Source organism: Paenibacillus xinjiangensis (assembly GCF_059686975.1).
Genome location: NZ_JCAALS010000022.1, coordinates 54,365 through 76,909, shown reverse-complemented (window position 1 = coordinate 76,909; position 22,545 = coordinate 54,365). Strand labels below are relative to the sequence as shown.

The 22,545-nt window shown below is 46.9% G+C and carries 22 protein-coding genes; 19 read left to right on the top strand and 3 right to left on the bottom strand.

Annotated features, from left to right (window positions below):
* Positions 1-3: 3 nt before the first annotated feature.
* The 3 genes from AC6ESP_RS20720 (at position 4) to AC6ESP_RS20710 (ending at position 2,068) form a co-directional block, all read left to right on the top strand.
* Complete coding sequence (locus AC6ESP_RS20720) at positions 4-207, top strand: cation transporter (RefSeq protein ID WP_497098641.1); 204 nt, start codon at positions 4-6, stop codon at positions 205-207.
* A gap of 128 nt (positions 208-335) precedes the next feature.
* Positions 336-1,238 (top strand): DUF8832 domain-containing protein, encoded by a 903-nt coding sequence (locus AC6ESP_RS20715; RefSeq protein WP_497098640.1) that lies wholly within the window; start codon positions 336-338, stop codon positions 1,236-1,238.
* Between the two features lie 77 nt (positions 1,239-1,315).
* Positions 1,316-2,068, top strand: a complete 753-nt coding sequence (locus AC6ESP_RS20710) for a GTP cyclohydrolase II (protein WP_497098639.1) — start codon at positions 1,316-1,318, stop codon at positions 2,066-2,068.
* 64 nt (positions 2,069-2,132) lie between these two features.
* On the opposite strand, the gene AC6ESP_RS20705 is transcribed toward AC6ESP_RS20710, so the two are convergent.
* The gene (locus tag AC6ESP_RS20705) at positions 2,133-3,464 is read right to left on the bottom strand and encodes an FAD-dependent oxidoreductase (protein WP_497098638.1); all 1,332 of its coding nucleotides are present in this window, start codon (positions 3,462-3,464) and stop codon (positions 2,133-2,135) included.
* Between the two features lie 239 nt (positions 3,465-3,703).
* Positions 3,704-4,159, bottom strand: coding sequence for a GNAT family N-acetyltransferase (locus tag AC6ESP_RS20700; protein ID WP_497098637.1), 456 nt, complete (start codon positions 4,157-4,159; stop codon positions 3,704-3,706).
* A 166-nt stretch (positions 4,160-4,325) separates the two neighbouring features.
* On the opposite strand from AC6ESP_RS20700, the gene AC6ESP_RS20695 reads away from it, so the two are divergent.
* From AC6ESP_RS20695 to AC6ESP_RS20675, 5 genes are all read left to right on the top strand, one after another.
* The gene (locus tag AC6ESP_RS20695) at positions 4,326-5,870 is read left to right on the top strand and encodes a spore germination protein (RefSeq protein WP_497098636.1); all 1,545 of its coding nucleotides are present in this window, start codon (positions 4,326-4,328) and stop codon (positions 5,868-5,870) included.
* Positions 5,867-7,048 carry a Ger(x)C family spore germination protein gene (locus tag AC6ESP_RS20690; protein WP_497098635.1) on the top strand — a complete coding sequence of 394 codons (1,182 nt, stop codon included), beginning with the start codon at positions 5,867-5,869 and terminating at the stop codon, positions 7,046-7,048. Before AC6ESP_RS20695 ends, AC6ESP_RS20690 begins: the two co-directional genes overlap by 4 nt.
* A 234-nt stretch (positions 7,049-7,282) precedes the next feature.
* On the top strand, positions 7,283-8,581 hold the full coding sequence (locus AC6ESP_RS20685) for a GerAB/ArcD/ProY family transporter (protein WP_497098634.1): 1,299 nt from the start codon (positions 7,283-7,285) through the stop codon (positions 8,579-8,581).
* Between the two features lie 502 nt (positions 8,582-9,083).
* The gene (locus AC6ESP_RS20680; RefSeq protein WP_497098633.1) at positions 9,084-9,926 is read left to right on the top strand and encodes a DUF421 domain-containing protein; all 843 of its coding nucleotides are present in this window, start codon (positions 9,084-9,086) and stop codon (positions 9,924-9,926) included.
* Between the two features lie 106 nt (positions 9,927-10,032).
* The gene (locus tag AC6ESP_RS20675) at positions 10,033-11,007 is read left to right on the top strand and encodes an aldo/keto reductase family protein (protein WP_497098632.1); all 975 of its coding nucleotides are present in this window, start codon (positions 10,033-10,035) and stop codon (positions 11,005-11,007) included.
* A 125-nt stretch (positions 11,008-11,132) separates the two neighbouring features.
* Here AC6ESP_RS20675 and AC6ESP_RS20670 read toward each other — a convergent pair whose 3' ends face one another.
* On the bottom strand, positions 11,133-11,885 hold the full coding sequence (locus AC6ESP_RS20670) for a hypothetical protein (RefSeq protein ID WP_497098631.1): 753 nt from the start codon (positions 11,883-11,885) through the stop codon (positions 11,133-11,135).
* Between the two features lie 361 nt (positions 11,886-12,246).
* Here AC6ESP_RS20670 and coxB point away from each other — a divergent pair, with 361 nt between their 5' ends.
* The 11 genes from coxB (at position 12,247) to AC6ESP_RS20615 (ending at position 22,425) form a co-directional block, all read left to right on the top strand.
* Positions 12,247-13,296 carry a cytochrome c oxidase subunit II gene (gene coxB, locus AC6ESP_RS20665; protein ID WP_497098630.1) on the top strand — a complete coding sequence of 350 codons (1,050 nt, stop codon included), beginning with the start codon at positions 12,247-12,249 and terminating at the stop codon, positions 13,294-13,296.
* A 68-nt stretch (positions 13,297-13,364) separates the two neighbouring features.
* Positions 13,365-15,209: a cytochrome c oxidase subunit I gene (gene ctaD / locus AC6ESP_RS20660; RefSeq protein ID WP_497098673.1), complete on the top strand. Its 1,845-nt coding sequence runs from the start codon at positions 13,365-13,367 to the stop codon at positions 15,207-15,209.
* Positions 15,206-15,823, top strand: coding sequence for a cytochrome (ubi)quinol oxidase subunit III (locus AC6ESP_RS20655; RefSeq protein WP_497098629.1), 618 nt, complete (start codon positions 15,206-15,208; stop codon positions 15,821-15,823). The genes ctaD and AC6ESP_RS20655 overlap by 4 nt, the downstream gene beginning before the upstream one ends.
* Before the next feature lie 3 nt (positions 15,824-15,826).
* Positions 15,827-16,147 carry a cytochrome C oxidase subunit IV family protein gene (locus AC6ESP_RS20650; RefSeq protein ID WP_497098628.1) on the top strand — a complete coding sequence of 107 codons (321 nt, stop codon included), beginning with the start codon at positions 15,827-15,829 and terminating at the stop codon, positions 16,145-16,147.
* Positions 16,148-16,228: 81 nt separating this feature from the next.
* Positions 16,229-17,131: a cytochrome c oxidase assembly factor CtaG gene (gene ctaG / locus AC6ESP_RS20645; RefSeq protein ID WP_497098627.1), complete on the top strand. Its 903-nt coding sequence runs from the start codon at positions 16,229-16,231 to the stop codon at positions 17,129-17,131.
* A gap of 35 nt (positions 17,132-17,166) precedes the next feature.
* Positions 17,167-17,631, top strand: a complete 465-nt coding sequence (locus AC6ESP_RS20640; protein ID WP_497098626.1) for a DUF420 domain-containing protein — start codon at positions 17,167-17,169, stop codon at positions 17,629-17,631.
* A 467-nt stretch (positions 17,632-18,098) separates the two neighbouring features.
* Positions 18,099-18,818 carry a hypothetical protein gene (locus AC6ESP_RS20635; RefSeq protein ID WP_497098625.1) on the top strand — a complete coding sequence of 240 codons (720 nt, stop codon included), beginning with the start codon at positions 18,099-18,101 and terminating at the stop codon, positions 18,816-18,818.
* A gap of 37 nt (positions 18,819-18,855) precedes the next feature.
* The gene (locus AC6ESP_RS20630) at positions 18,856-19,248 is read left to right on the top strand and encodes a GntR family transcriptional regulator (protein WP_497098624.1); all 393 of its coding nucleotides are present in this window, start codon (positions 18,856-18,858) and stop codon (positions 19,246-19,248) included.
* Between the two features lie 29 nt (positions 19,249-19,277).
* Positions 19,278-20,192 carry an ABC transporter ATP-binding protein gene (locus AC6ESP_RS20625; RefSeq protein WP_497098623.1) on the top strand — a complete coding sequence of 305 codons (915 nt, stop codon included), beginning with the start codon at positions 19,278-19,280 and terminating at the stop codon, positions 20,190-20,192.
* 21 nt (positions 20,193-20,213) lie between these two features.
* Positions 20,214-21,116 carry an ABC transporter ATP-binding protein gene (locus AC6ESP_RS20620; protein ID WP_497098622.1) on the top strand — a complete coding sequence of 301 codons (903 nt, stop codon included), beginning with the start codon at positions 20,214-20,216 and terminating at the stop codon, positions 21,114-21,116.
* Complete coding sequence (locus tag AC6ESP_RS20615; RefSeq protein WP_497098621.1) at positions 21,109-22,425, top strand: ABC transporter permease; 1,317 nt, start codon at positions 21,109-21,111, stop codon at positions 22,423-22,425. The genes AC6ESP_RS20620 and AC6ESP_RS20615 overlap by 8 nt, the downstream gene beginning before the upstream one ends.
* Positions 22,426-22,545 lie beyond the last annotated feature (120 nt).

Sequence of the window (22,545 nt, the reverse complement as noted above, 5' to 3'; positions counted from 1 at the left end):
AACATGACTAACGTTACATTGAAGGTAGAGGGTATGTCCTGCGGCCATTGCGTGAGCTCGGTGGAGAAGGCTCTGACTAGTGCGGGGGCAACAGGATCTGTCGATCTTGCAGGCGGTAAAGTATCGGTGCAGTATGACGAGGCGAAGGTTTCTTTGGACAGCATCAAAGAAGCAATTGAAGAGCAGGGCTATGACATCGTTCAATAAGGATCTAATGAAGGCTGTCCCAGGAACGTAGGGGCAGCCTTTGTACACTCTACAACAGCTATCAGGGATTATGCCAATTGCCATTAGGGTATAGTAGTAAAAAACTGCATGAGGAAGGATTAACCAATATGTCTTCAGGGAAGCAATGGAAAAAAAGCTTAGCTTCAGCAGCTATACTGCTTGGAATCGTGATCCTATCCGCTGGCTGCGGCGCGAGTGGGAATACGGAGCATGGGAGTCATGAGATGGGGGAGATAGCCGCTTCCGAGCCTGCAATTGCGCAAGGGCATGATGAGCATGAGTATAACGAGCACAGCAATCATGAGTCTGCTGAAGAGAGCTCCGACGCGGCGATTAGCTTCAGCTATCCATCAGGCAAGCCGCAAGCGGGAGAGACGACGAGATTGGAGCTTACCATTACGGATCTAGACGGCAAGCCGATCGAGAGCTTCGATATCAGTCATGAGAAGAAGCTCCATCTCATCGCTGTCAGCAGCAATTTAAGCTATTTCAATCATATACATCCCGAGTATGAAGGCGGAGGCAAATTCACAGCAGCAATAGCATTCCCCGCGGGAGGAGCTTATAAGCTGTTTGCGGATTTCGTTCCAACAGGACAAGGCTCCACGACATTAAATACACAGGTTGAAGTAAAGGGACCTGCTGCTGATGAGGTGACCTTAGCGCCCGACAGTAAGCTTGTCCAATCGAAGAGCGGGAATCAGGTTACACTAGCCTTATCCTCTACTACCGCGGGTGAAGAGTCTGCCCTGACCTTCCAATTCACTGAGGAAGCAAGCGGTGAGCCAATACAGGATCTAGAGCCCTACTTGGGCGCAATCGGACATGTCGTCATTGTGAGTGCTGATCTAGAGCAGTATTTGCATGTTCATCCGCTGGATGAGAAGGGAAGCGGCCCGAATGCGACGTTCATGACGACATTCCCAGAAGCGGGCGTCTATAAAATCTGGGGGCAATTCCAACGCAATGGCACAAGCTTCATCGTACCATTCGTAGTCGCCATCGATTGATTCTTGCTATGAGGCAACCCTAGCATAACAACGCAGCTGCTGACGTAAACTATGCTCAACCATGATACCAGAGGAGCATGTGCGTGAACGATAAAGTAAGGTCGATATTGGAGGACAAGATCCGTCATATTCACGGTGATTCAGGAGAAATCTACCTGGTGGGGCCTATCCGGCTTCCGATCCAATTAGATGAGGAGGAGGCAGCCATATTCGAGTGGTATTGCTGGCTTCTATGTGAAGAGGACACCGATCAGCTGGAACAGATTATCGACAAGCTGTCAGAGGCTAATCTGGCAGAGATGCAGCAGTCCAGTGTTCTCGTGTATGGGGACTTCGAACAGTCGGAGGAGGCCTTCATCCGCATGCATAGTATTTGTCATACGGGAGATATCTTCGGCAGCAAGCGATGTGACTGCGGATTCCAGCTCCATCAATCCTTGCGAATGATAGCCGATCAAGGTGCAGGAGCTTTGTTCTACTTGGCTAACCATGAAGGCAGAGGCATTGGATTGTTCAGCAAAGCGATGGCTTATTTGCTGCAAGAGGATGGCTATGATACGGTGGAGGCTAACTTGAAGCTGGGCTTCGTGGATGATTCCCGCAACTATAGCGATGCCATCCGAGTGCTCGGTACCCTCAGGAAGAAGCCCGTTACGCTGATTACGAACAACCCGAAGAAGCTGGATGCATTGCGTGATGCAGGGCTTGATGTAACGGCAAGAATACCGCTGTGGGGCGATGTGTCCGAATACAACCAGAAATATTTGCAGACCAAGATTAATCGTTCCGGCCATTTGGTCGGTGAAGTCAGCGGCTGCCCTGAGCAATAATAAGGATGAACAACAATAGTCCCAAGTGATGTGCTAGGAGCAGCATCGCTTGGGACTATTGTAATTAGATGGCTTGCAAGCCAGCCTGGTTAAGCAGATTCCAAGGCTTGTTGTAATGCGGCTGGAAGAAGAAGTCGACGAAGCTGAGCTCATCCATCGTCATCTGATTCTGGATGCAGACCGAGAGAGTGTTAATCGACTGGGTCAGGTCTGCTCTCGACAGTACCTGCGCGCCGACAATTCTTCCGCTTGCCTCTTCATAGACGACCTTTAGTGTAGCCTTCTCATAGGTCGGCATAAACTCGGGACGATAATTCTCTTCGATTGTGACAGATTTCACAAGCAATCCCGCAGCAATTGCAGCTGTTTCGGTCATACCGGTCGAAGCAATGTTATAATCGTAAATTTTGATAGCCGATGTGCCCTGCGTACCCAAATATTTCACCTTCGGCTGGACCAGATTCTTGGCAACCAGTGTGCCCATTCGGACTGCATTGGTCGCGAGAGGAATATAAGCATGCTCGCCAGTCGGATTGTACTTCACTGCGCAGCTGTCACCAGCCGCGAACACATCGGGCTTGCTCGTACGCATATATTCGTCGACAATGATAGCGCCATTCGGAAGCATATCAACTTGGCCTGTGAGCAGCTCTGTATTCGGACGGAAGCCAATGCACAGGACAACCATATCTGCCATGTACTCACCATGATTCGTTACGATACGTTCAACAGCGCCGTCGTTATTTCCCTTGAATGCTGTTACAGTCTGGCGCAGCGCCAGCTTAATACCACGTTCAGCGAGAGCCATCTCAGTCATATTCGTGAATTCACGGTCTAAATATTTGAACAGGATACGATCCATATTATCGATCAAGGTCACTTTTTTGCCGAGCTCCTCGAACGCTTCCACTAGCTCAATACCGATATAGCCTGCTCCTATAACGGCAATGTTGCTTGCGTATTTCGCTTTCTCGATGATGGTCTGAGCGTGATTGTAGTTTTTGCAGAGAAGAATGTTGCCGAGCTCCATACCTTCCATCTTCGGTATAATCGGCCACGAGCCAGTCGTCATAACGAGCTTGTCATAGGTATCGGTAAATTCCACTTCCGTATTGAGATTGCGAATCCGCAGTTCCTTGGCATCCGTATCGATTGCTGTTACATCATGAAGCATGTAAGTGTTAACACCTAACGCAGCCAGCTTCTCTGGCGACGAGTAGAACAAATCCTCTGCCTGCTTGACGACGCCCCCAACATGAAGAGCAATCCCGCACGATAGGAAAGAGATATTATCGTTTCTTTCATAGACATTAATCTGTGCTTCTGGGTAAAGCTTGGCCATTTGGGTAATAGCTGCTGTTCCTGCATGTGTACAACCGATGACTACAATTTTCATAATGGACGCCTCCTGAGGTTTAGTGAAGCAGCTTCTGCTTCAGGTAGAATATTGCTCTCGCATGTAATGAGTAACTCATATAGCATGACTGCTGTGTTCCAATCTAATATGTGATTATTTTCACAATCCAATGCAGATATGTGAAATGATTCACAATGTTTAACTGCTATTATCATATGCGACTTTGGACAAAAAAACAATGTCTAAATTGTGAATTGTCTAATAATTCAAAAAAATAATTAGCTTAATTCTTTTTCATAGCAAAGACTGGACTCATTACTTACATACTCACCGTATCTATCAATAGGCTCATAGCCGCGCTTCGTGTACAAATGGATGGATTCATATTGCGGAGCACCTGTCTCAAGACGGATGGCGGTGTAATTCTGTGCGAGTACCTGATCCTCAAGAAACCGCAGTATGGCTGAAGCGACGCCCTTCTGCCGGTAATGGAGATCGACGAACATGCGCTTGAGCTCAGCTGTGGAAGCATCCAATGCACGAAGGGCGCCACAGCCAATAGGCAGGTCTCCGTCGTAGGCGACGACGAACAGCATCTCCTTCACCGACGGGTCATGGAAGTCCACTCCGAATATTTCTTCTGCAGGATATCTCGCCAGTAATTCAACATCCAGCTTCTTAATAAGGACATGCAGATCCGCATCTGTTGCCGGGACAATCGATAAGACATACATTATTCACACACTCCTTCTCAACAATTGTAGCATAGGTGAAAAAATGAAAGAAAGATAGTGAATATAGTCAGGATTGTTCCTCTATGCGAGGACAGTCCTTTTTGGCATGCATATTTTCGGCTGTGAAGGAAAATCTAACCTAAAACGATGAGCGGAGGTAACAGCTATGCGTGCGAAGGGGAAGCGACGGGGAGAAGAACGGTTAGACAATCATACGATCAATCAGTTCAAGAATGTTCCGGTTGATTCGAACGTAGAAGTGAATCGCAAGATGATGGAGGAGCTGTTCATCGACAGCTCTGATATGGTTATTCGTGATTTTCAGATCGAGAATGGTCCCAAGGCAATGTTATGCTTCATTGATGGATTAACCTCATCACTCGCTGTAGAAGCTGCAATGAAGGCACTCATGGTACTTGAGGGCAACGCCAGTACGATCGATGGCATACTCGCGCAGACGCTGCCTGTAGCGCAGACGCTGGAAGTTCAGCATTACTCTGAGCTCCTTGTTAATATGCTGTCAGGTGATTGTGCTCTGTTCATTAATGGCAACAAAACAGCGGTATGCATGGGCCAACGATTTGCTGAGCATCGATCCGTATCGGAGCCAACCACCGAGACAGTTGTTAGGGGACCAAGAGAAGGCCTAACTGAAAGCATAAGAACAAATACAGCGCTAATTAGAAGGAAAATCAAGTCGCCTCGTCTGAAGATGAAATCATTCGTCATTGGAACCGAGACTAACACGAACGTTGTTGTTACTTACATCGTAGGAATCGCTAATCAGAAGCTTGTCACTGAGGTGGAAGAGCGGATTAGTGCGATTAAAATCGATGGAATACTGGAAAGTGGGTACATCGAGGAGCTCATTATAGATAAAGGTTTGTCCCCCTTTCCCCAGCTTCAGAATACAGAGCGTCCGGACGTCGTGGCCGCAGCTCTGCTCGAAGGGCGTGTCTGTATCTTAGTTGATGGAACACCTTTCGCACTCATTGCCCCATTCGGCTTCTGGCAGTGGCTGCAAGCGAGTGAGGACTATTATGAGCAGTTCATGATTGGCTCTATCTTGCGCTTGCTGAGGTTGATGTCCTTATTCATAGCATTGCTCTCTCCTGCCCTGTACATTGCCGCTTTGACCTATCATCCGGAGATGATTCCGACTAGCTTACTGCTGAGTATCGCGGCATCGCGGGAAGCCATCCCTTTTCCGGCGGTTGTTGAAGCACTGATCATGGAGATATCATTCGAAGCGCTGCGTGAAGCAGGCATTCGGCTGCCCCGGACAGTTGGTCAGGCAGTAAGTATTCTAGGGGCGCTGGTTGTCGGACAGGCAGCTGTTCAGGCAGGTATCGTGTCAGCTGCAATGGTTATTATCGTCTCTATAACCGGAATAGCTTCGTTCACGCTACCGCGTTACAATGCTGCCATTGCTGTGCGTATGCTGCGCTTTCCCTTGATGCTGCTTGCATCGGTCTTCGGTCTGCTGGGTATCGTTATCGGCTTTATTGCGATTCTCAGCCATGTATCTAGAATTACTTCCTTCGGCGTTCCTTATCTGGCTCCCGTAGCACCAGTGTCTCTCGCGGATTGGAAGGATATTCTGCTGCGTGCGCCGCTGTGGAAGATGCGTCGCAGACCGACTTATATTTCTCCTGAAGATCAGAATCGAATGAGTGATACATCGAAGAGAGCAGGTGAGGGTTCGAGATGATGAAAACACAGCGAAGTACAGCTGTACTTCTAATCTGGCTTTCGATGTCGATACTGTTGACCGGCTGCTGGGACCGCACCGAAATCAATGATGTTGCGTTCGTTGTAGCAAGCGCCGTTGATTTGGACAAAGAAGGGGTCCGTATGAGTGTCCTAATTCCTCTTCCTGGGAATATGGGGACAGGATCAGGGGGGAGCGGCGGGGGGACAGAAGGGGGAACCAAGTCGTTCACGATTAAAACAGAGACAGGTCACAATGTACGCGAGGCTAATGACAAGCTGCAGAGGCGGCTCCCTAGGCGGTTATTTTACGGGCATCGTCGTGTCATTCTGATCGGGGAGTCTCTAGCTAAACAGAATGTCTCTTTGATTATGGATAGCGTCACGAGGATGCCAGAGAATCGGTTAACGGCACTTGTTGCGGTTACCAAAGGCCCTGCTCTTGATGTTCTGACTGCAGATACCAGACTGGAGAGATTTTCTGCTGAATCGATACGGGAGCTGCTCCAATCAGAGACGAGTATAAGAATATCGATCAAGGATGTAATAGGCGAAGTCATTACAGTCGGCTCAGATGCGATCATCCCCTATATTGAAAAGATAAAGACTAGAGTAAAGGGACATGAGTCTGATGATATTGAGATATCGGGGTTCGCGCTAACCCATGAGGGCAGAATGCTTACAACTGCCAAGGATGGCGAAGCCATTGGCATCAAGCTGCTCAGCGGCAAGTTCAGACCAGTACGTCAAAGCTTGAAGGTGGATGACACCTTTATTAGCGTCGCAATCAATCAAGCGAAAGTTGTAATCAAGCCGGTGCTCAAAGATAATGATGAGCTTAGCTTCCACATTAATGCCGATATTAAGTCAAGCATTAATGAAGATGCAGATATGGAGCGGAACTACGATGATATTGGGCAGAGACGATATATAGAGGAGCAATTAGAAAAAAAAGTAATAAAGGACATCAAGAGCACCCTTGCCATCATGCAGCAATATAACTGTGATGCTATCGGCTTCGGACAATATGCCAATAGAGCATATCCTGATCACTGGAAAAACAAGTGGAAGGAGGAGTGGGAGCGTGTATTCGAGAAAGCGACATTCGAAGTTGAGGCTTCAGCGAACCTATACCGTGTAGGTATGAGTAATCAGAACTTAGCTAAGAAGGGGGAATAGAGATGGACCATTCTTATGTGATCCTCATTGTATCGCTAATGGTTTTTACAGCTATAATGAATTGGAAGAACATGAAATGCATTCGCAGTAAAATGATATTCTTCGCACTAATCTGTCTGTGTTCAGGCGGATTAGTGCTGTACGGAATGAGTACCGAATTATCGTTAATAGAAAGCATGGCCCTATATCGAATAGTTTCTTCCATCACGAGGTTAATGAAAGGATGACGGGCTAGTGAAAGACAATATGACCATCTCAACCCTTCAGCTCACGATGCTTGTCACCTCGATGCTTGCTGCGTCTAATATGATCAGCTTACCTATGGGGCTTACGCAGGTTGCTAAGCAGGATGCATGGTTCGCTTTTTTTATGCCGATTCCTTATGGCATTGGACTTGCTTACCTGTTCTATAGATTAGCGCGGGCGAATCCTCAGAAGAATATATTCGACATGTCTCACTCGCTGCTCGGTCATTTTGCGGGGGGGCTACTGAATTTACTATTAATTGTATACCTGAGTGTAGATTTAATCACGAATTTACGCTTATTCAGTGATTTCTTCAGCTCTTCCATACTTCTGAAAACCCCGCCTGAATATATTGTTCTGCTGACGGTGCTTCTGCTTATCTATTTCGCAAGTGGGACAATGGAGCATTTGGCGAGAGCGAACGTGATTCTGATTACCCTATTTGCTTCATACATATTTCTGCCGGCATTGCTGTTGAATGAGATTGGGATTAATAACCTGGAGCCTCTTTTTAGCAGCGGTATTATGCCGCCGCTTAAGAGTGGTATAATGGCGACCGCTTCATTCGGGGACTTAATTGCAATTGGTGCATTTCTTCATCATGTGAAGAAGCCAAGGGATATCTATTTTGCGGTCAAAGTGGGTGTCATTCTGTCTGCTCTTCTGCTAACAGTATGGATATTCACGATTATAAGTGTCATCAATCCCATTCTTGCAACACGGTTGATCTATATTGGATGGATACTCGTACAGCAGATTCATATTACGGACTTCCTGGACCGGGTCGACCTGATCATCATGTCTATGTATATTCCTGTGATATTGATTAAATTTGCTGTGATTTATTTCGCAATTCTTACAGGCATTGCGTCCTATACGAAGCATAAAAGCTACAATTTCGCGAATGTTCTAACGGGCTTAGCTATGGCGATCTTCACAGATATTATGTTCAATAATTCGGGCGAGGTTACGCAGTTCGCGAATTATGGACTCATCCCGATCACCTTCACGGTACAGCTTATCTACTTCTTAAGCTTGCTGATCGCGAGCAGCTTACACAAGCGGAAGACCCCTCTGATTAAGGAAAAACGAACAGGGAGCGGTTATGGCAAAGGAGTGTGGCTCGCAATAGCCGGCTGCTCTGCATCCATCATTTTTGGTTCTATATTCGGACATCTAAGAGGAATATATGGGAGTACAAGCGCGTTGCTGTATGTACTATTCCTACTGCTCTGTGTCTATTTATGTCTGCGAGAATACAGCAAGACTACTGTCAGTGATGTATGAGTGTAAGGGGGAGAATTGGATAACGGCATCCGATTAGCGGATGCCGTTGGTTGTGTAACGTATATTTAACCGTTCCTTCCAGCAACAGGAAGGACGTTCATCAATATCCCTTGTTAATTGTTGTAGCAAGATCGCATTATCTTGCACTCTAGTGCTTTGTACGTGGACAAAGCTGGTTCGTAAGCATACCTCTAAAACAACGAAAGCCCTACCTCTCTTCCGTCCTTGCGGCTCCGATGACCGCGCCAGTGTGAATCAAAGAACTTACTGCACGAATAGGATTGGAAATTAACAGAAAAGAAAATCAAAATCCGAGGAAAACGTTGAGTTTTCTATGAGGGATATTACAGGGGTTAAATATAACACAATGTCATTAGTATAACTCTTTTAGATGAAGAAAGCAAGTAAAAGGAAAAAACAGTCATACGAATGAGTTTAAGGTAACTGGAGACTATAGGTGAAGAAGATCTAAAAAGTCAGGTAAGGTAAGGGGAGAATGAAGTTGCCAGAATGGATTGAGATATCACTAAGAACCTTATCATCAGTCGTTATTTTATTCACGATAACGAAGCTGCTTGGCAAACGCCAAATCTCGCAGTTATCCTTATTTGAATATATAACAGGCATCACGATGGGGAACATTGCAGGCTATATTTCACTGGATTTGGATAGCAAATGGTATTTGGGCTTCGTTTCCCTTATTGTGTGGGTTGCTGTGTCTGTAGGGGCTGAATTCATAACGCTGCGGAGCAAAAAAATTCGGGATGTCATAGATGGACGTGGAACGGTCTTAATAGAAAAAGGAGTGCTCTCCAAAAAGAATCTTCGCAAAGAGCGAATTACAATTGATGAACTGCTCGAGCAGCTGCGTAAAAAAGATGTGTACCGGGTTGCGGATGTGGAATTCGCTATCATGGAGCAGAGCGGGGAAATTAATCTGCTGCTCAAAAAGGAACATCAGCCTATAACTGCTGAAATGCTTGGGTGGAAGCTGCCTAAGGAGAATGAGCCACAGACTGTAATCATGGATGGACAGATCATGAATCATGCCCTAGAAGTATCGGGTAAGGATCTGAATTGGCTGAATAAAGAGCTTAGCAAGCAGCAGATGAAGTGCAAGGACGTATTGCTCGCGCAAATCGATTCCAAAGGTGAGCTGTCTGTGCAGACCGGCAAGGCAAGCTTCGAAGGGCCCAAGCAGACGAAGCCGAAGGATTACATCCAAGAGCTGTTCGCTCAATATGAGGCTGAGCTTCATTTAATGGAGCGATTCGCGGCGAATGATGATAAATATGATTATAGGCAAGCCATTGAGCAGCTCAAAACAGCGATGAAACCAAATTAAGTCGAATGAACACCCAATTTCTTCTTCTAAATCGTCGGCAACTCCTTTACACTAGAGTTATGCTCATCTGCATAACACCCGAATGAAGTAGAGGAGGAACGATACAATGAAATATAGAAAATTGGGTAAAAGCGGGTTGAAGGTCAGCGAGCTCGGTCTAGGAAGCTGGTTGACTTATGGGGATGCAACAGCTAGGGAAACCTCAGAGAATTGTATTCGGTTCGCTTATGAGAGCGGTATCAATTTCTTCGATACGGCGAATGCGTATAACCGCGGTGAGGCAGAGAAGGTAATGGGAGCTGTCCTGAAGGAGTATAGCCGCAGCAGCTACGTGCTGGCTACGAAGCTCTATTTTCCAATGGGAGACGGTCCTAACGATCGTGGCTTGTCGCGCAAACATATTATGGAGCAATGTGATGCGAGCCTGAAGCGTCTAGGCGCAGACTATATTGATTTGTATCAATGCCATCGCTTTGACGAGGAGACGCCAGTTGAGGAAACGCTTCGTGCGCTTGATGATCTCGTAGCATCCGGTAAAGTACTGTACGCTGGCGTGAGTGAATGGACAGGGGCTCAGCTTGCTGAGGCAGCAGGTATCAGCAAGCGGCTAAGCCTTCGGCCGCTCGTATCTAATCAACCCATCTACAACATGATTGAGCGCTATATTGAGAAGGAGGTTATTCCGGTAAGTGTTCGAGAGGGACTGGGACAAGTCGTATTCTCTCCGCTTGCGCAAGGTGTTCTTACAGGCAAGTACAAGCCAGGACAAGCTATTCCCCAAGATAGCCGCGCCGCGAATGATCGAACGAATGGTGTAATTAACAGCTACCTGCGCGAAGATGTACTGTTGTGTGTACAGAAGCTAGAGAGCCTTGCGGCTGAGATCAATGCTTCCTTGTCACAGTTCGCCCTTGCATGGATATTGCGTCAGCCGAACGTCAGCTCTGCTATTATCGGCTCAAGCCGCATTTCGCAAATCGAGGAAAATTTGAAAGCGGTTGATCTCGTGCTGACAGCTGATGTGATTGCTCGTGCCGATACTATTTTATCTGAAATAAGTGGATTCGCGCCTATGCGTTAGATTTAGGGAGCCTACATAACAAGGGGATCGAGCTGATGATAAGCGCAGCCCGGTCCCCTTTTAATAGTAGTTAATTATTTTCCTATATAATAGGAAGAGATTTTTTTTGATTGTATTTTTCTATCTCAATGCGTCGGAATAATGGACTGTCCATTTTTGTATTGGGCACGCAATTTCTCATACTTCTCGATCTCGGCAGGCATGATTTGTCCATTGGAGAAATGGTATTTGACCAGGTTGTTGAAATCCTCTACCCACGGCGTTAGAGAATGGTTCATCCAAGCTTGCTTGGCGTATTCGTTCATTTGATTCACATAATCCATATTCGCCGAAATATGAACCTCTTGGACCATAGGAGCGAGCTCCCTAACACGAATAGCAACCGTCTGCTTGAGCTCCTCTGACAGCTGACTGTGGTCATTGACGGAGAAGTATGAATTATAAGGTGTAACTAACTGACGATTGTCCCAGTGTGAGCTCCCTGTGGCGTGGTTATACACACCTGCTCCCATCCCTCCGTTATTTTGTTCATCTGTACCGCCAGAGCTTTTTGTCCCGACTGCCGTCCAATCAAGCATCAGAGCGACATAGGCATTCTTGTCAGTTAGCATAACGATAGCGGAGGCGATGCCGCCTAGATCGGCCACTTTATTGGACACCTTGTTGCTGTATTCAAAAAAAAGATTGTCATGCTGCTTAGGATTAGGGTGAGCGGAAGACGAGCCATACATCCTGCCGCTGAGCATCTTTGGATCGCCGGCTTCCCGGCTTCCATAGTCAAGGTCACTGTTTTGCACACGTTGTTCATAGTTACAGGCTGGTGATACAGCTAATAATGTAAAGGAAAGAAGTAATGCTGCTATTGCTCGTTTGTTCATTTTAGTGTCAGCCTCCATTCGAGCGGTTATATAGGAATAGGGTTTGTCAGGAGCGCTGAAATATACTCTTTGGAGGGCATACATAATTGACCATGTATTTGGTGCACAATGTAGGATATAGAAGTCGAAAGATGGAAAGCCAAAGCGAGCTCAAAACCCTTGAAAAACAGCATTTTTGACAGCTTTGCGAACAATTTGTGAACTCTCTGTGGAACATTGACAAATAAGGGGTTCAACTTTATATTTAATTAAGTGATTTAACTAGCAGGAGTTGTAAAAGAACATCTGTGAAAACACGCAGTTTGCCGCAATTTCACGCGATATTCACAAGCTGCGAAAAAGTCAAAAGTGGGGTTGATTATTGATGAATCGGTGGCAGTTTTTAAAACGGCTTACGCCGCTTCTGGCCTTGATGGTGTTGGTGCTATCGGCATGCGGACGCGAAGACTTGTCCACGCTGAATCCCCAAGGTCCTGTAGCGGAAGAGCAGTTCGGACTGATGAAGCTGGCGATCTCAATCATGTTAATCGTGATTGTCGTCGTGTTTGCAATTTCCTTCTATGTAATAATTCGTTTCCGTAGACGTCCTGGAGACAAAACGATTCCCAAACAAGTGGAAGGAAGCCATAAGCTTGAAATTATTTGGACTGTTATTCCAATAATTCTGCTTATCATTCTTGGTGTTCCTACAGTGCAATCGGTATTTAATCTATCAAAGGATTACACTAAAGATCCAGATGCGGTTAAAGTTATCGTGACTTCACATCAGTACTGGTGGGAATTCGAGTACCCTGAGCTTGGTATTAAGACTGCGCAGGAATTAATTATTCCAACGGGCAAGACGATCTCGATTGAAGCCAAATCGGCAGACGTTCTTCACTCCTTCTGGGTTCCGTCGCTCGCAGGCAAAATCGATACAAACCCTGGCGCTAACGTTAATGTGATGTATTTCTCAGCTCCAAAAGAAGGCGTTTACTTGGGTAAATGCGCAGAGCTCTGTGGACCTTCTCACGGACTTATGGACTTTAAAGTGAAATCGGTGGACGAGTCCTCGTTCGACCGTTGGACAGCGGCTATTGGGGCGCCAGTATCGCTCCCTAGCGATCCTGCGATCAAAGAAGCATTCGTAAGCAAATGCTTGACTTGCCACGCTGTAGGCGATCAAGGCGGTCCGGCATATCCTAACTTGACAGGTATCGGCAGCCGTCAGACTGTCGGTGGTATTCTCGTTAATACTGATGATCCGGAATATTCCAACGAAGGTTCGACTTATGACAACCTGTATCGTTGGCTTGAAGATCCGCAAGCTGTCAAACCAGGCAATGGAATGCCTACTGTTGACTTGACAGAACAAGAGCTAGAAGGCATATCCAAATATTTGTCAGAATTGACGCTTGACTATGAACAATAAATCATCGGTGTTTAAAGGAGGTACCTACCTTGTCTAGTGGACATGCGGTTAAACGTTACTCCGGCCTGATGGATTGGCTGACAACGGTTGACCATAAAAAAATCGGTATTTTGTATTTAATTGCCGGGGGGTTCTTCTTCCTCGTCGGCGGCCTGGAAGCGCTCCTCATCCGGGTTCAGCTATGGAAACCGCTCAATGACTTCGTTAGCGCGAATACATACAATGAGCTACTGACTATGCATGGTACGACAATGATTTTCCTTGCAGCTATGCCATTGATCTTCGCGCTTATGAATGCGATTATCCCGCTGCAGATTGGCGCACGTGACGTAGCCTTTCCTTTTGTTAACGCACTAGGCTTCTGGACATTCTTCTTCGGAGCTGTCCTATTGAACATAAGCTGGTTCACAGGAGGTGCTCCTGATGCAGGCTGGACCGCATATGCGCCGCTGGCAGGAACAACCTATAACGGTGACCACGGGATAGATTATTATGTTATTGGTCTTCAGATAGCGGGTATCGGTACTCTAATTGGGGGAATTAACTTCCTCGTAACGATCATCAACATGCGTGCACCAGGTATGACTTTCATGCGTATGCCGATGTTCACATGGTCCGCATTCATTACATCAGCGCTCATCTTGTTCGCTTTCCCTGCGCTGACGGTTGGCCTTGCGGCATTGATGTTCGACCGTATCTTCGCAGCTAACTTCTTCGACCCATCTGGCGGCGGTAACGCTGTACTATGGGAGCATATTTTCTGGATATTCGGGCATCCTGAGGTTTATATCCTCATCCTGCCGGCCTTCGGTATTATATCCGAGGTTATCAGTACCTTCTCGCGTAAAAGACTGTTCGGTTACAGCTCGATGGTATTCGCTACCATCCTAATCGGCTTCCTTGGCTTCATGGTTTGGGCGCATCACATGTTCACGACAGGTCTTGGACCCGTTGCGAATGCGCTATTCTCCATTGCAACGATGCTAATTGCAGTTCCAACAGGTATCAAGATCTTCAACTGGCTGTTCACGATGTGGGGCGGATCCATTAAGTTTACATCTGCGAACCTGTTCGCTGTAGGCTTCGTGCCAACCTTCGTTATGGGTGGTGTTACCGGTGTCATGCTGGCAGCAGCACCTGCTGACTTCCAGTATCACGATTCCTATTTCGTAGTTGCCCATTTCCACTACGTAATCGTTGGGGGTCTGGTCCTTGGTATATTCTCTGGTCTACACTACTGGTGGCCTAAGATGTTCGGCCGTGCGCTTAGTGAAACGCTTGGCAAATGGACGTTCTGGACATTCTTCATCGGCTTCCACTTAACATTCTTCATCCAGCATTTCCTTGGTCTGATGGGGATGCCGCGTCGTATCTGGACGTATCTGGATGGACTTGGCTTCAATGAAATGAACCTGATCAGTACAGTCGGAGCTATGCTTATGGGTGTTGGTACGATTATCTTCTTGCTGAACGTCGTCGTTACGGCCTTCGGAGAGAAGAATGCTGCTAATGATCCATGGGAAGATGGCCGTACGCTGGAGTGGACAATTCCATCTCCTGCACCAGAATATAACTTCAAGCAAACACCGCTCGTTCGCGGTTATGATGCTTATTGGAAAGAGAAGATGGATGGCAACACAGGAATGACTCCTGCAGAGCCAATCGGATCGATTCATATGCCATCGCCTTCCATACTGCCATTCTTTATGTCAGTTGGACTGTTCATCACGGGCTTCGGCCTGATGTACTCTCACGGCGAGTGGGGCAAGATTGCAGGTATTGATACAGGATATGTAGTTGGTGGATTAGGCTTGCTGATTACGTTCGGATGTATGATTCTACGTTCGTTGTTCGATGATCATGGCTTCCATATTGAGCCGGAAGAATTGCAAGACAAGGGGGTAAAAGCATGAGTGCACACTCGCATGTAGAAGGGCAACTGCCTCATGAGCCCGAAAAGGCGACCCTTGAGGGGCGCAATAAAGTACTTGGTTTCTGGCTCTTTCTTGGTGGTGAAACGGTATTGTTCGGAACACTGTTCGCAGTGTTCCTGGCACTCCGCCACCAGGTTCTTGACGGACCACCGGCACATGAATTATTCTCATTGCCTCTTGTAGGAGCAGCAACAGCTATATTGTTAACTTCAAGCCTTACAAGTGTGTTCGCTACACAAGCGCTGCACCAGCATAATGTGAAGGCCTTGATGGGCTGGCTTACCGTTACCGTACTGTTAGGTTTAGGCTTCCTAGTCCTTGAAATTTATGAGTTCGTGCACTATGTTCACGAAGGTCATGGCTTCACAACGAGCGCATTCAGCTCCTCTTTCTACACGTTGGTAGGCTTCCACGGGGCTCACGTAGCCTTAGGTATCGTATGGATCTCGCTCATAATCGGGCAGCTGGCTAAGAAGGGCCTAACGGTCGTAACAGCTCCCAAAGCTTATGTAGCAGGGTTATACTGGCACTTTATCGACGTTGTTTGGGTGTTTATCTTCACCGTCGTTTATTTGATGGGAAAGGTGGTTTAATCCATGTCGAGCAATCATGTCTCTACGGAAGAACAAAACCCAGTCCGTCATAAGGTTGAAGGACCGAAGAAGCATATCATATCCTTTATCCTGTCGATTCTTCTGACGGTAATCGCGTTCGCTGCAGTAGCAGGCGGCGAGATCAATAAGGATTTCATTTACCTGATTCTGCTAGGCTGTGCGGTACTGCAAGTATTCGTACAAATGGCGTTCTGGATGCACATGAAAGACCGCGGTCACGCATTCGCTATTATCGGTATTGTGTTTGGCGTATTCATTGTACTCACCTGCGTCATTATGGCAGAGTATTGGACATGGTGGTAACAAGGTCTTACAATTGAAAAGAGGAGGGTCCCCCAGGTGGGTCCCTCCTCTTTTGCAGATATCTGAAAGGAGATTCCACAAATGCTTGGTTTACAATATTTCAGCTTCGAAGAATTGTGGACACCATGGTTCCTATTCGGAACTATTGCGTTAATTATTCTCTATTTCTACTTAATTGGACCATGGCGAGAGAAGCATGCACCGGGTGAGGAGAAGGCTACTTTCCTGCAAAAAGTAATGTTCGTCTCAGCGGCATTTCTATTCTATTTCGTGCATGGAGGGCCTTCCAGCATGCTTGGTCATATGATGTTTACTTTTCATATGGTTAATATGTCGGTATCGTATTTAATTGTACCGCCAATGCTGCTGCTGTCTGTTCCAGCGTTTATTTGGAGGAAGATGTTCGCTGCCAAGTGGTGGTCCAAGCTTAAATTCATGATGCATCCGATCGTGACACTAGTGCTGTTCAATGTACTATTCTCAATCTATCATGTGCCAGTCGTACATGATTACGTGATGACGAATTTCACTGTTCATCGTCTCTACTATTTCATTCTGCTCGTGACATCAGTCATGATGTGGTGGCAGATTGCTTGTCCGGTTCCAGAGTGGAATCGATTAACTGATCTGAAGAGAATGGCCTATGTGTTCGCTAATGGAGTTCTATTGACGCCGGCCTGCGCATTAATTATTTTTGCATCTGCTCCAATGTATGCAACCTATAGTGATCCACTAGTATGGGTGCAGGCAATGGGTTATTGTGTATCTGGTGATCCTTCGAGATTGCTGGATCTATTCGAAGGGCCTCAGTTCTTCAACCTGATGGAAGCTGTAGAGGACCAGCAGCTTGGAGGAATTGTGATGAAGCTGGTGCAAGAGCTGATGTATGGGATTATTCTTGCTTATATCTTCTCCCAGTGGTTCAAACGCGAGCATAAGGATGATGATGTGCGAGATTCGAATCCGAATACTAGCACGGTATAACGATAATCAACTATTGGATATGGGTGGGATAGAAGTTGGATATGTATATGATTTTCCCAACAGTAAGCACATCTTTTATTGTCATCAGCGCCATACTGGTTGCACTCGGATGGAGACTTGCGATTAAACGTAGGCTGGACGCACATAAGAAAATGATGATTGCCGCGGCGATAGCCGCGATTATTTTCTTCATTATTTATTCCTCGCGTACGATCTTAGTCGGCAACACCTCCTGGGGTGGACCAGACAGCTTGAAGCCCTATTATTTAACATTCCTACTGTTCCATATTACGCTCGCGACTGTTGCTGCTGTATTCGGTATTACAACGCTCACTCTCGGCTTCAAGAGCAAGTTCGCTAAGCATATGAAGTGGGGACGCGTGACCTCTGTCATCTGGTTCTTCACTGCCATTACAGGAGTTGCCGTCTATATCTTGCTCTATTTGATGTATCCGGGCGGTCATACGAAGCCCATGATTGATGCGATATTTGGATTGTAATAGAAGAGATGCTAAGCAATCACCTTGCGATTTGTCGTAGGGTGATTTTTTGTTAGGACCAGGGCAGGGACGGGTATAAAAGTAGTTCCAAAACCGCTTAGGCTCACACCCTGTAGTTTCACTAAATCATAAATAACCTGCTCTCGGAACCCGCCGAATGCTGCATAAAGGTCAACATTATGAGCTGGAGGACTGCTGGAACACCGATAATGTTGCACAAAAGTCAGCATTATGGGCTGGAGGAGCCCCTGAACCAGCTGAATGTTGCAAAAAGGTCAACATTATGAGCTGGAGGAGCGCTGGAACCCGCGTAATGTTGCACAATAGTCAGCATTACGAGTAGGATGGAGCTCCGGGGCAGCCGCAAGCTTTTTCCATGGAAGTTGTTGACATCTCAAATAGGTGTGACTATACTGTGTATAAAGATATATACAGTATAATGACTTGGCTGGAAGGGGTGGTTACTGTTGAATGTATGGCAAGGTGCTTGGCATATAGCGAAGCATGAGCTGCAGAGAGATAAGTTCGGACTCATATTCACGCTGCTGTTCTGCTTATATATTTCTATTATCACAACAGGTGTATATGACTTCGATGATGAGTCATTGGCTGCGGCGACAACATGGGCTTTGGATTTGATATTTGTCATGACGTTCCCGAGCTTAGCGTTCGTCATGAACCGGACTACATTCCGGATGTGGCGTGAGGATACGATTAGCGGTAAGCTGGCGCAATGGCGTGCGATGCCTATTCCATTGAATCATTTGACGCTCGGGAGACTTATACAGCTTGTTATCATTCTTACTCCTGTCATGATTATTTTTTTTGGAGTGCAATATGCAACGATGGCCAATATGAGAGAGATAGTACCGCCAGCAGTATATGTGGAGTTCGGACTATTCTGGTATTTCTATGCATTGGGCATGGCTGTGATATATGTGTATTGGGAGCTTGGCTACTCGGGTAAATACTACTCATTATTCTGCTATACGATCATCCCTGTGTTTGCCATAATAATCATCGTATTGAAGCTAACAGGCGTGAGCTTCGTGCATGGAGTACTCAATCAGCTGCAAGCCGGGCATTGGTGGTATACAGCAGCCTCTACTCTCTTCTGCGGGATATCGATGGTTGCCGGATATGCGGCTATCAGGAAACGACTTGAGAGACGAAGCTATTTCAATTAACCAGCTGTCATAGCATTTTAATAAAGAGGGTGAGGCCGTGTGGCTGCCGATACAGATTAACGAACAAAGCGCTGAGCCGCTCTATTATCAGATTGAAGTACAACTGCGATCGCTGATTGTGAGTGGGCAATTAGAAGAGGGTGCGCTGCTGCCTTCCATTCGAGAGCTTGCACAAATGCTGAAATGCAGTGTGATCACCGTTAGGCGTGTCTATCAGGATCTGGAATCGGAGGGATTGCTTCGAACGAGGCAAGGAACAGGAACCTATGTGGCGCGCGTTGAGCAGCAGGAGTTGGATCGCCATCGGCTGGAGGCTGTTATGGAAGCCATAGAGACAGCAGTAACCGCGGCACAGCGGGTGCAATGCTCGAAGGAAGAGCTGACTGCGCTATTCCAGAAAGTGATCGATCAGAAATATAACGAGAGTTAAGCCTGCAACGGAAAGAGAGTTGAGAGCAAATGACGGATGACAGCAATGCGATAAGGCTGGATGGAGTCGAGAAGCGACAGCCGCATTTTCAACTGGGACCCTTGCAATTGAAAATACCGAAAGGCTATGTAACAGCAATTGTAGGACCGAACGGATCGGGTAAAAGCACAACTTTTCGCATGATGCTGGATATCACTAAGCCTGATAAAGGTGACATTACGCTGCTAGGCACAAGGGTTGGTCATGAGAATGACACTGACATGAAGCGCAGAATTGGCTTCCTACCTGAGCAATTCCATACCATCGAGGACAATATGAGAGCGTCGACAAAGACGGATTTCGTTAAAGCCTGGTATCCCGAATGGGATATGAATCGTTACCGCGAGCTGCTCCGGCTGTTCGAGGTGGAGGACAGCATCAAGCTTGGCAAAATGTCAAAAGGAATGCGCCGCAAATATGAGCTCGCACTCGTCATGGCTCATCATCCGGAGCTGCTGCTGCTCGATGAACCCTCATCGGGGCTCGATCCACTGGCATGGCGCTTGATGATTGATGTGTTCCACAAGTACATGGATCATGGCGATCGGACCATTGTGATGGCATCACATATCGTCGAAGAAATTAAGCGGCTCGCGGATTATATCGTGTTCATGGCTCATGGTCGGATATTAGGCGTGTACGAGAAAGACGAATTGTTCAGCAGCTGGCATGCTTTCTATGTGAACGGTAACGGCTTCACAAGCAAGCGGGCCGAAGCATTGCCCGGGCAATGCGGCATTGAAGAAATCGGCGGGGGAACGATTCGCATCATAACGAGGCAAGGGCTGGAAGCCGAGAAGTGGTGCGAGGAGGAAGGCTTAACTGTCGTTGGAAGGCAGGCACTGAATTTAGAAGATATTCTGATAGTGCTGATCGATCAGGATCGCCAGAAGATGCGCGCTTAAATAAGGGAAGGGGAATAAGAGATGAATCCTTTGAAGGTGGAGCAGGTCTATAAGAATTACGGTGACAAAACAGCAGTAAACAACATTAGCTTCGAGGTTGGCGAAGGGGAAATATACGGTCTGCTAGGTGCCAATGGCGCGGGCAAGACGACGACGATGCGGATGGTTCTGGGGCTTATCTATCCGGATGGCGGTCGAATTCTCTATAACGGGAAGCCTTATACGAACGACCAGCTTCGAATGCTTGGTTATTTGCCAGAGGAACGCGGGCTGTATCCTAGAATCCGAGTAAGCGACCAATTGATCTATTTGGCTCAGCTGAGGGGAATGTCGAAGAAGGATGCCGATCAGAATCTGAAGCGCTGGCTCGATCGGTTCGAGGTTCCGGAGTATTACAATAAGAAGATTGAAGAGCTGTCCAAGGGCAATCAGCAGAAAATTCAGTTCATCGCATCAGTCATTCATAATCCACGAATTGTTATTCTAGATGAAGCATTCAGCGGGCTGGACCCGGTTAATGTGGAGCTGCTGAAGTCCACGGTCAAGGAGCTGAGAGATGCGGGAACGACGATGCTGTTCTCGACTCACCGTATGGAGCATGTCGAGGAGCTGTGCCGGAACATTACGATTCTGCATCGTTCCAATGCCGTTCTTCAGGGCAATCTGAAGGACATCAAGAAGAGCTACCCGCGTGAACGTGTCGTTCTGAAGACAGGGGGCGAAGTATCGGGATTGGAAGCTATTCCGGGTGTAACAGATGTAAGACGACATGAGTATGGCTACGAGATTGGCATTACGCGTGAAGAGACTGCGGGAGATATTCTGCGGCTTGCGATCGGTCAGACTGACATTCAACGCTTTGAAATAATGGAACCAACTTTGAATGAAATATTTATAAAATTGGTAGGTGAGAGCCATGAATAGTTTTTGGACGGTAGTCGGATTCACAGCACGCAATAAGCTGCGCAGCAAGGCCTTCATCATTACAACTGCGATTCTGCTTCTTATCGTAAGCATCGGTATCAACTTGCCTTATATTATTTCATTATTCGATAAGGGCGATGCTGGTAAGACAATCGAGATTGGCTATACGGTACAGTCAGAGGCGAATGAAGGGACTCAGCTTGCAGAGAAGCTGAAAGCCTATTATGAAGCACAGGAGAAGCCGGTCGTTACTATGGTGGCATACCCGGATGCCGGCTCTGCAGAGAGCAATGAAAGTGAGCTCAAGGCTGCAATCACGGATGGTGCAATCAAAGGTTATCTCACCTTCGGTGAACTCACGGACAATGGTCTTCCAAGTGTAACCTACAAGTCAGAGAAGCTGCTGGATAGTACGGCTTCGCAGTCTCTCGAAGGCGCATTGCAGAGCATTAAAGGCGAGATCGTTCTGCAGGATGCAGGCCTGACGGATGTTCAGAAGGCGATGTTGTTCGCTCCTGTAACGATTGAATCCGTACAGATTGCTGCGGCCGACGGCACAGGCAGTGCGGGGAATGGCAAGACTCCAGCGCAGCAGGGCGTCGATGTTGGGTTCGTAACGATTATTGTGTTCGCGCTCTTCTTGGCCATTATGATTACAGGTCAGCTCATTGCATCTGAGATTACGGCTGAGAAAAGCTCGCGGGTCATGGAAATTCTCGTGACAAGCGTCTCACCGCTCAAGCAGATGTTCGGTAAAATATTCGGTATGTTCCTAGTAGGCCTATTGCAGATCTTGCTCTATGTCATTGTCATGCTGATCAATATTTCATTGCCGCATAACCAAGAAGCATTCAGCTCCTACAATATTGATCTGTCCAAAATCGATCCGATGCTGTTCGTGTATGCTCTACTGTTCTACTTGGCTGGTTATTTCTTGTACTCCACTCTCTATGCGGCTATCGGTTCAATCGTGAGCCGGACAGAGGATCTTGGTCAAGCGGTAATGCCGATCACCATTCTGTCACTAGCGGGCTTCTACATTGCTACGTTCAGTATATCCAACCCGGACAGTACGCTCGTTACCATCGCTTCATACATTCCGTTCTTCTCGCCATTCGTCATGATGCTGAGAGTGGGTCTGACGAACCTTCCAGTATGGGAAGTGCTGCTCTCCTTCGGCATACTGCTCGTTACGATCTACATTGCAGGCTGGATCTCAGCGAAAATCTACCGTACTGGCGTGCTTATGTATGGCAAGCGCCCAAGCTGGAAAGAGATTCGCAAGGCTATGCGGGCTTATAAGGTATAGCTTTAGCGAAGTTTTATGTGGGTAACACTTACTGTTGTCACACATGATACGTACTAATGTCACAAGAAACCAGATGATTTGTCACTGAGTTTTGAGCTAAAAATACAAAAAGTCCTTATA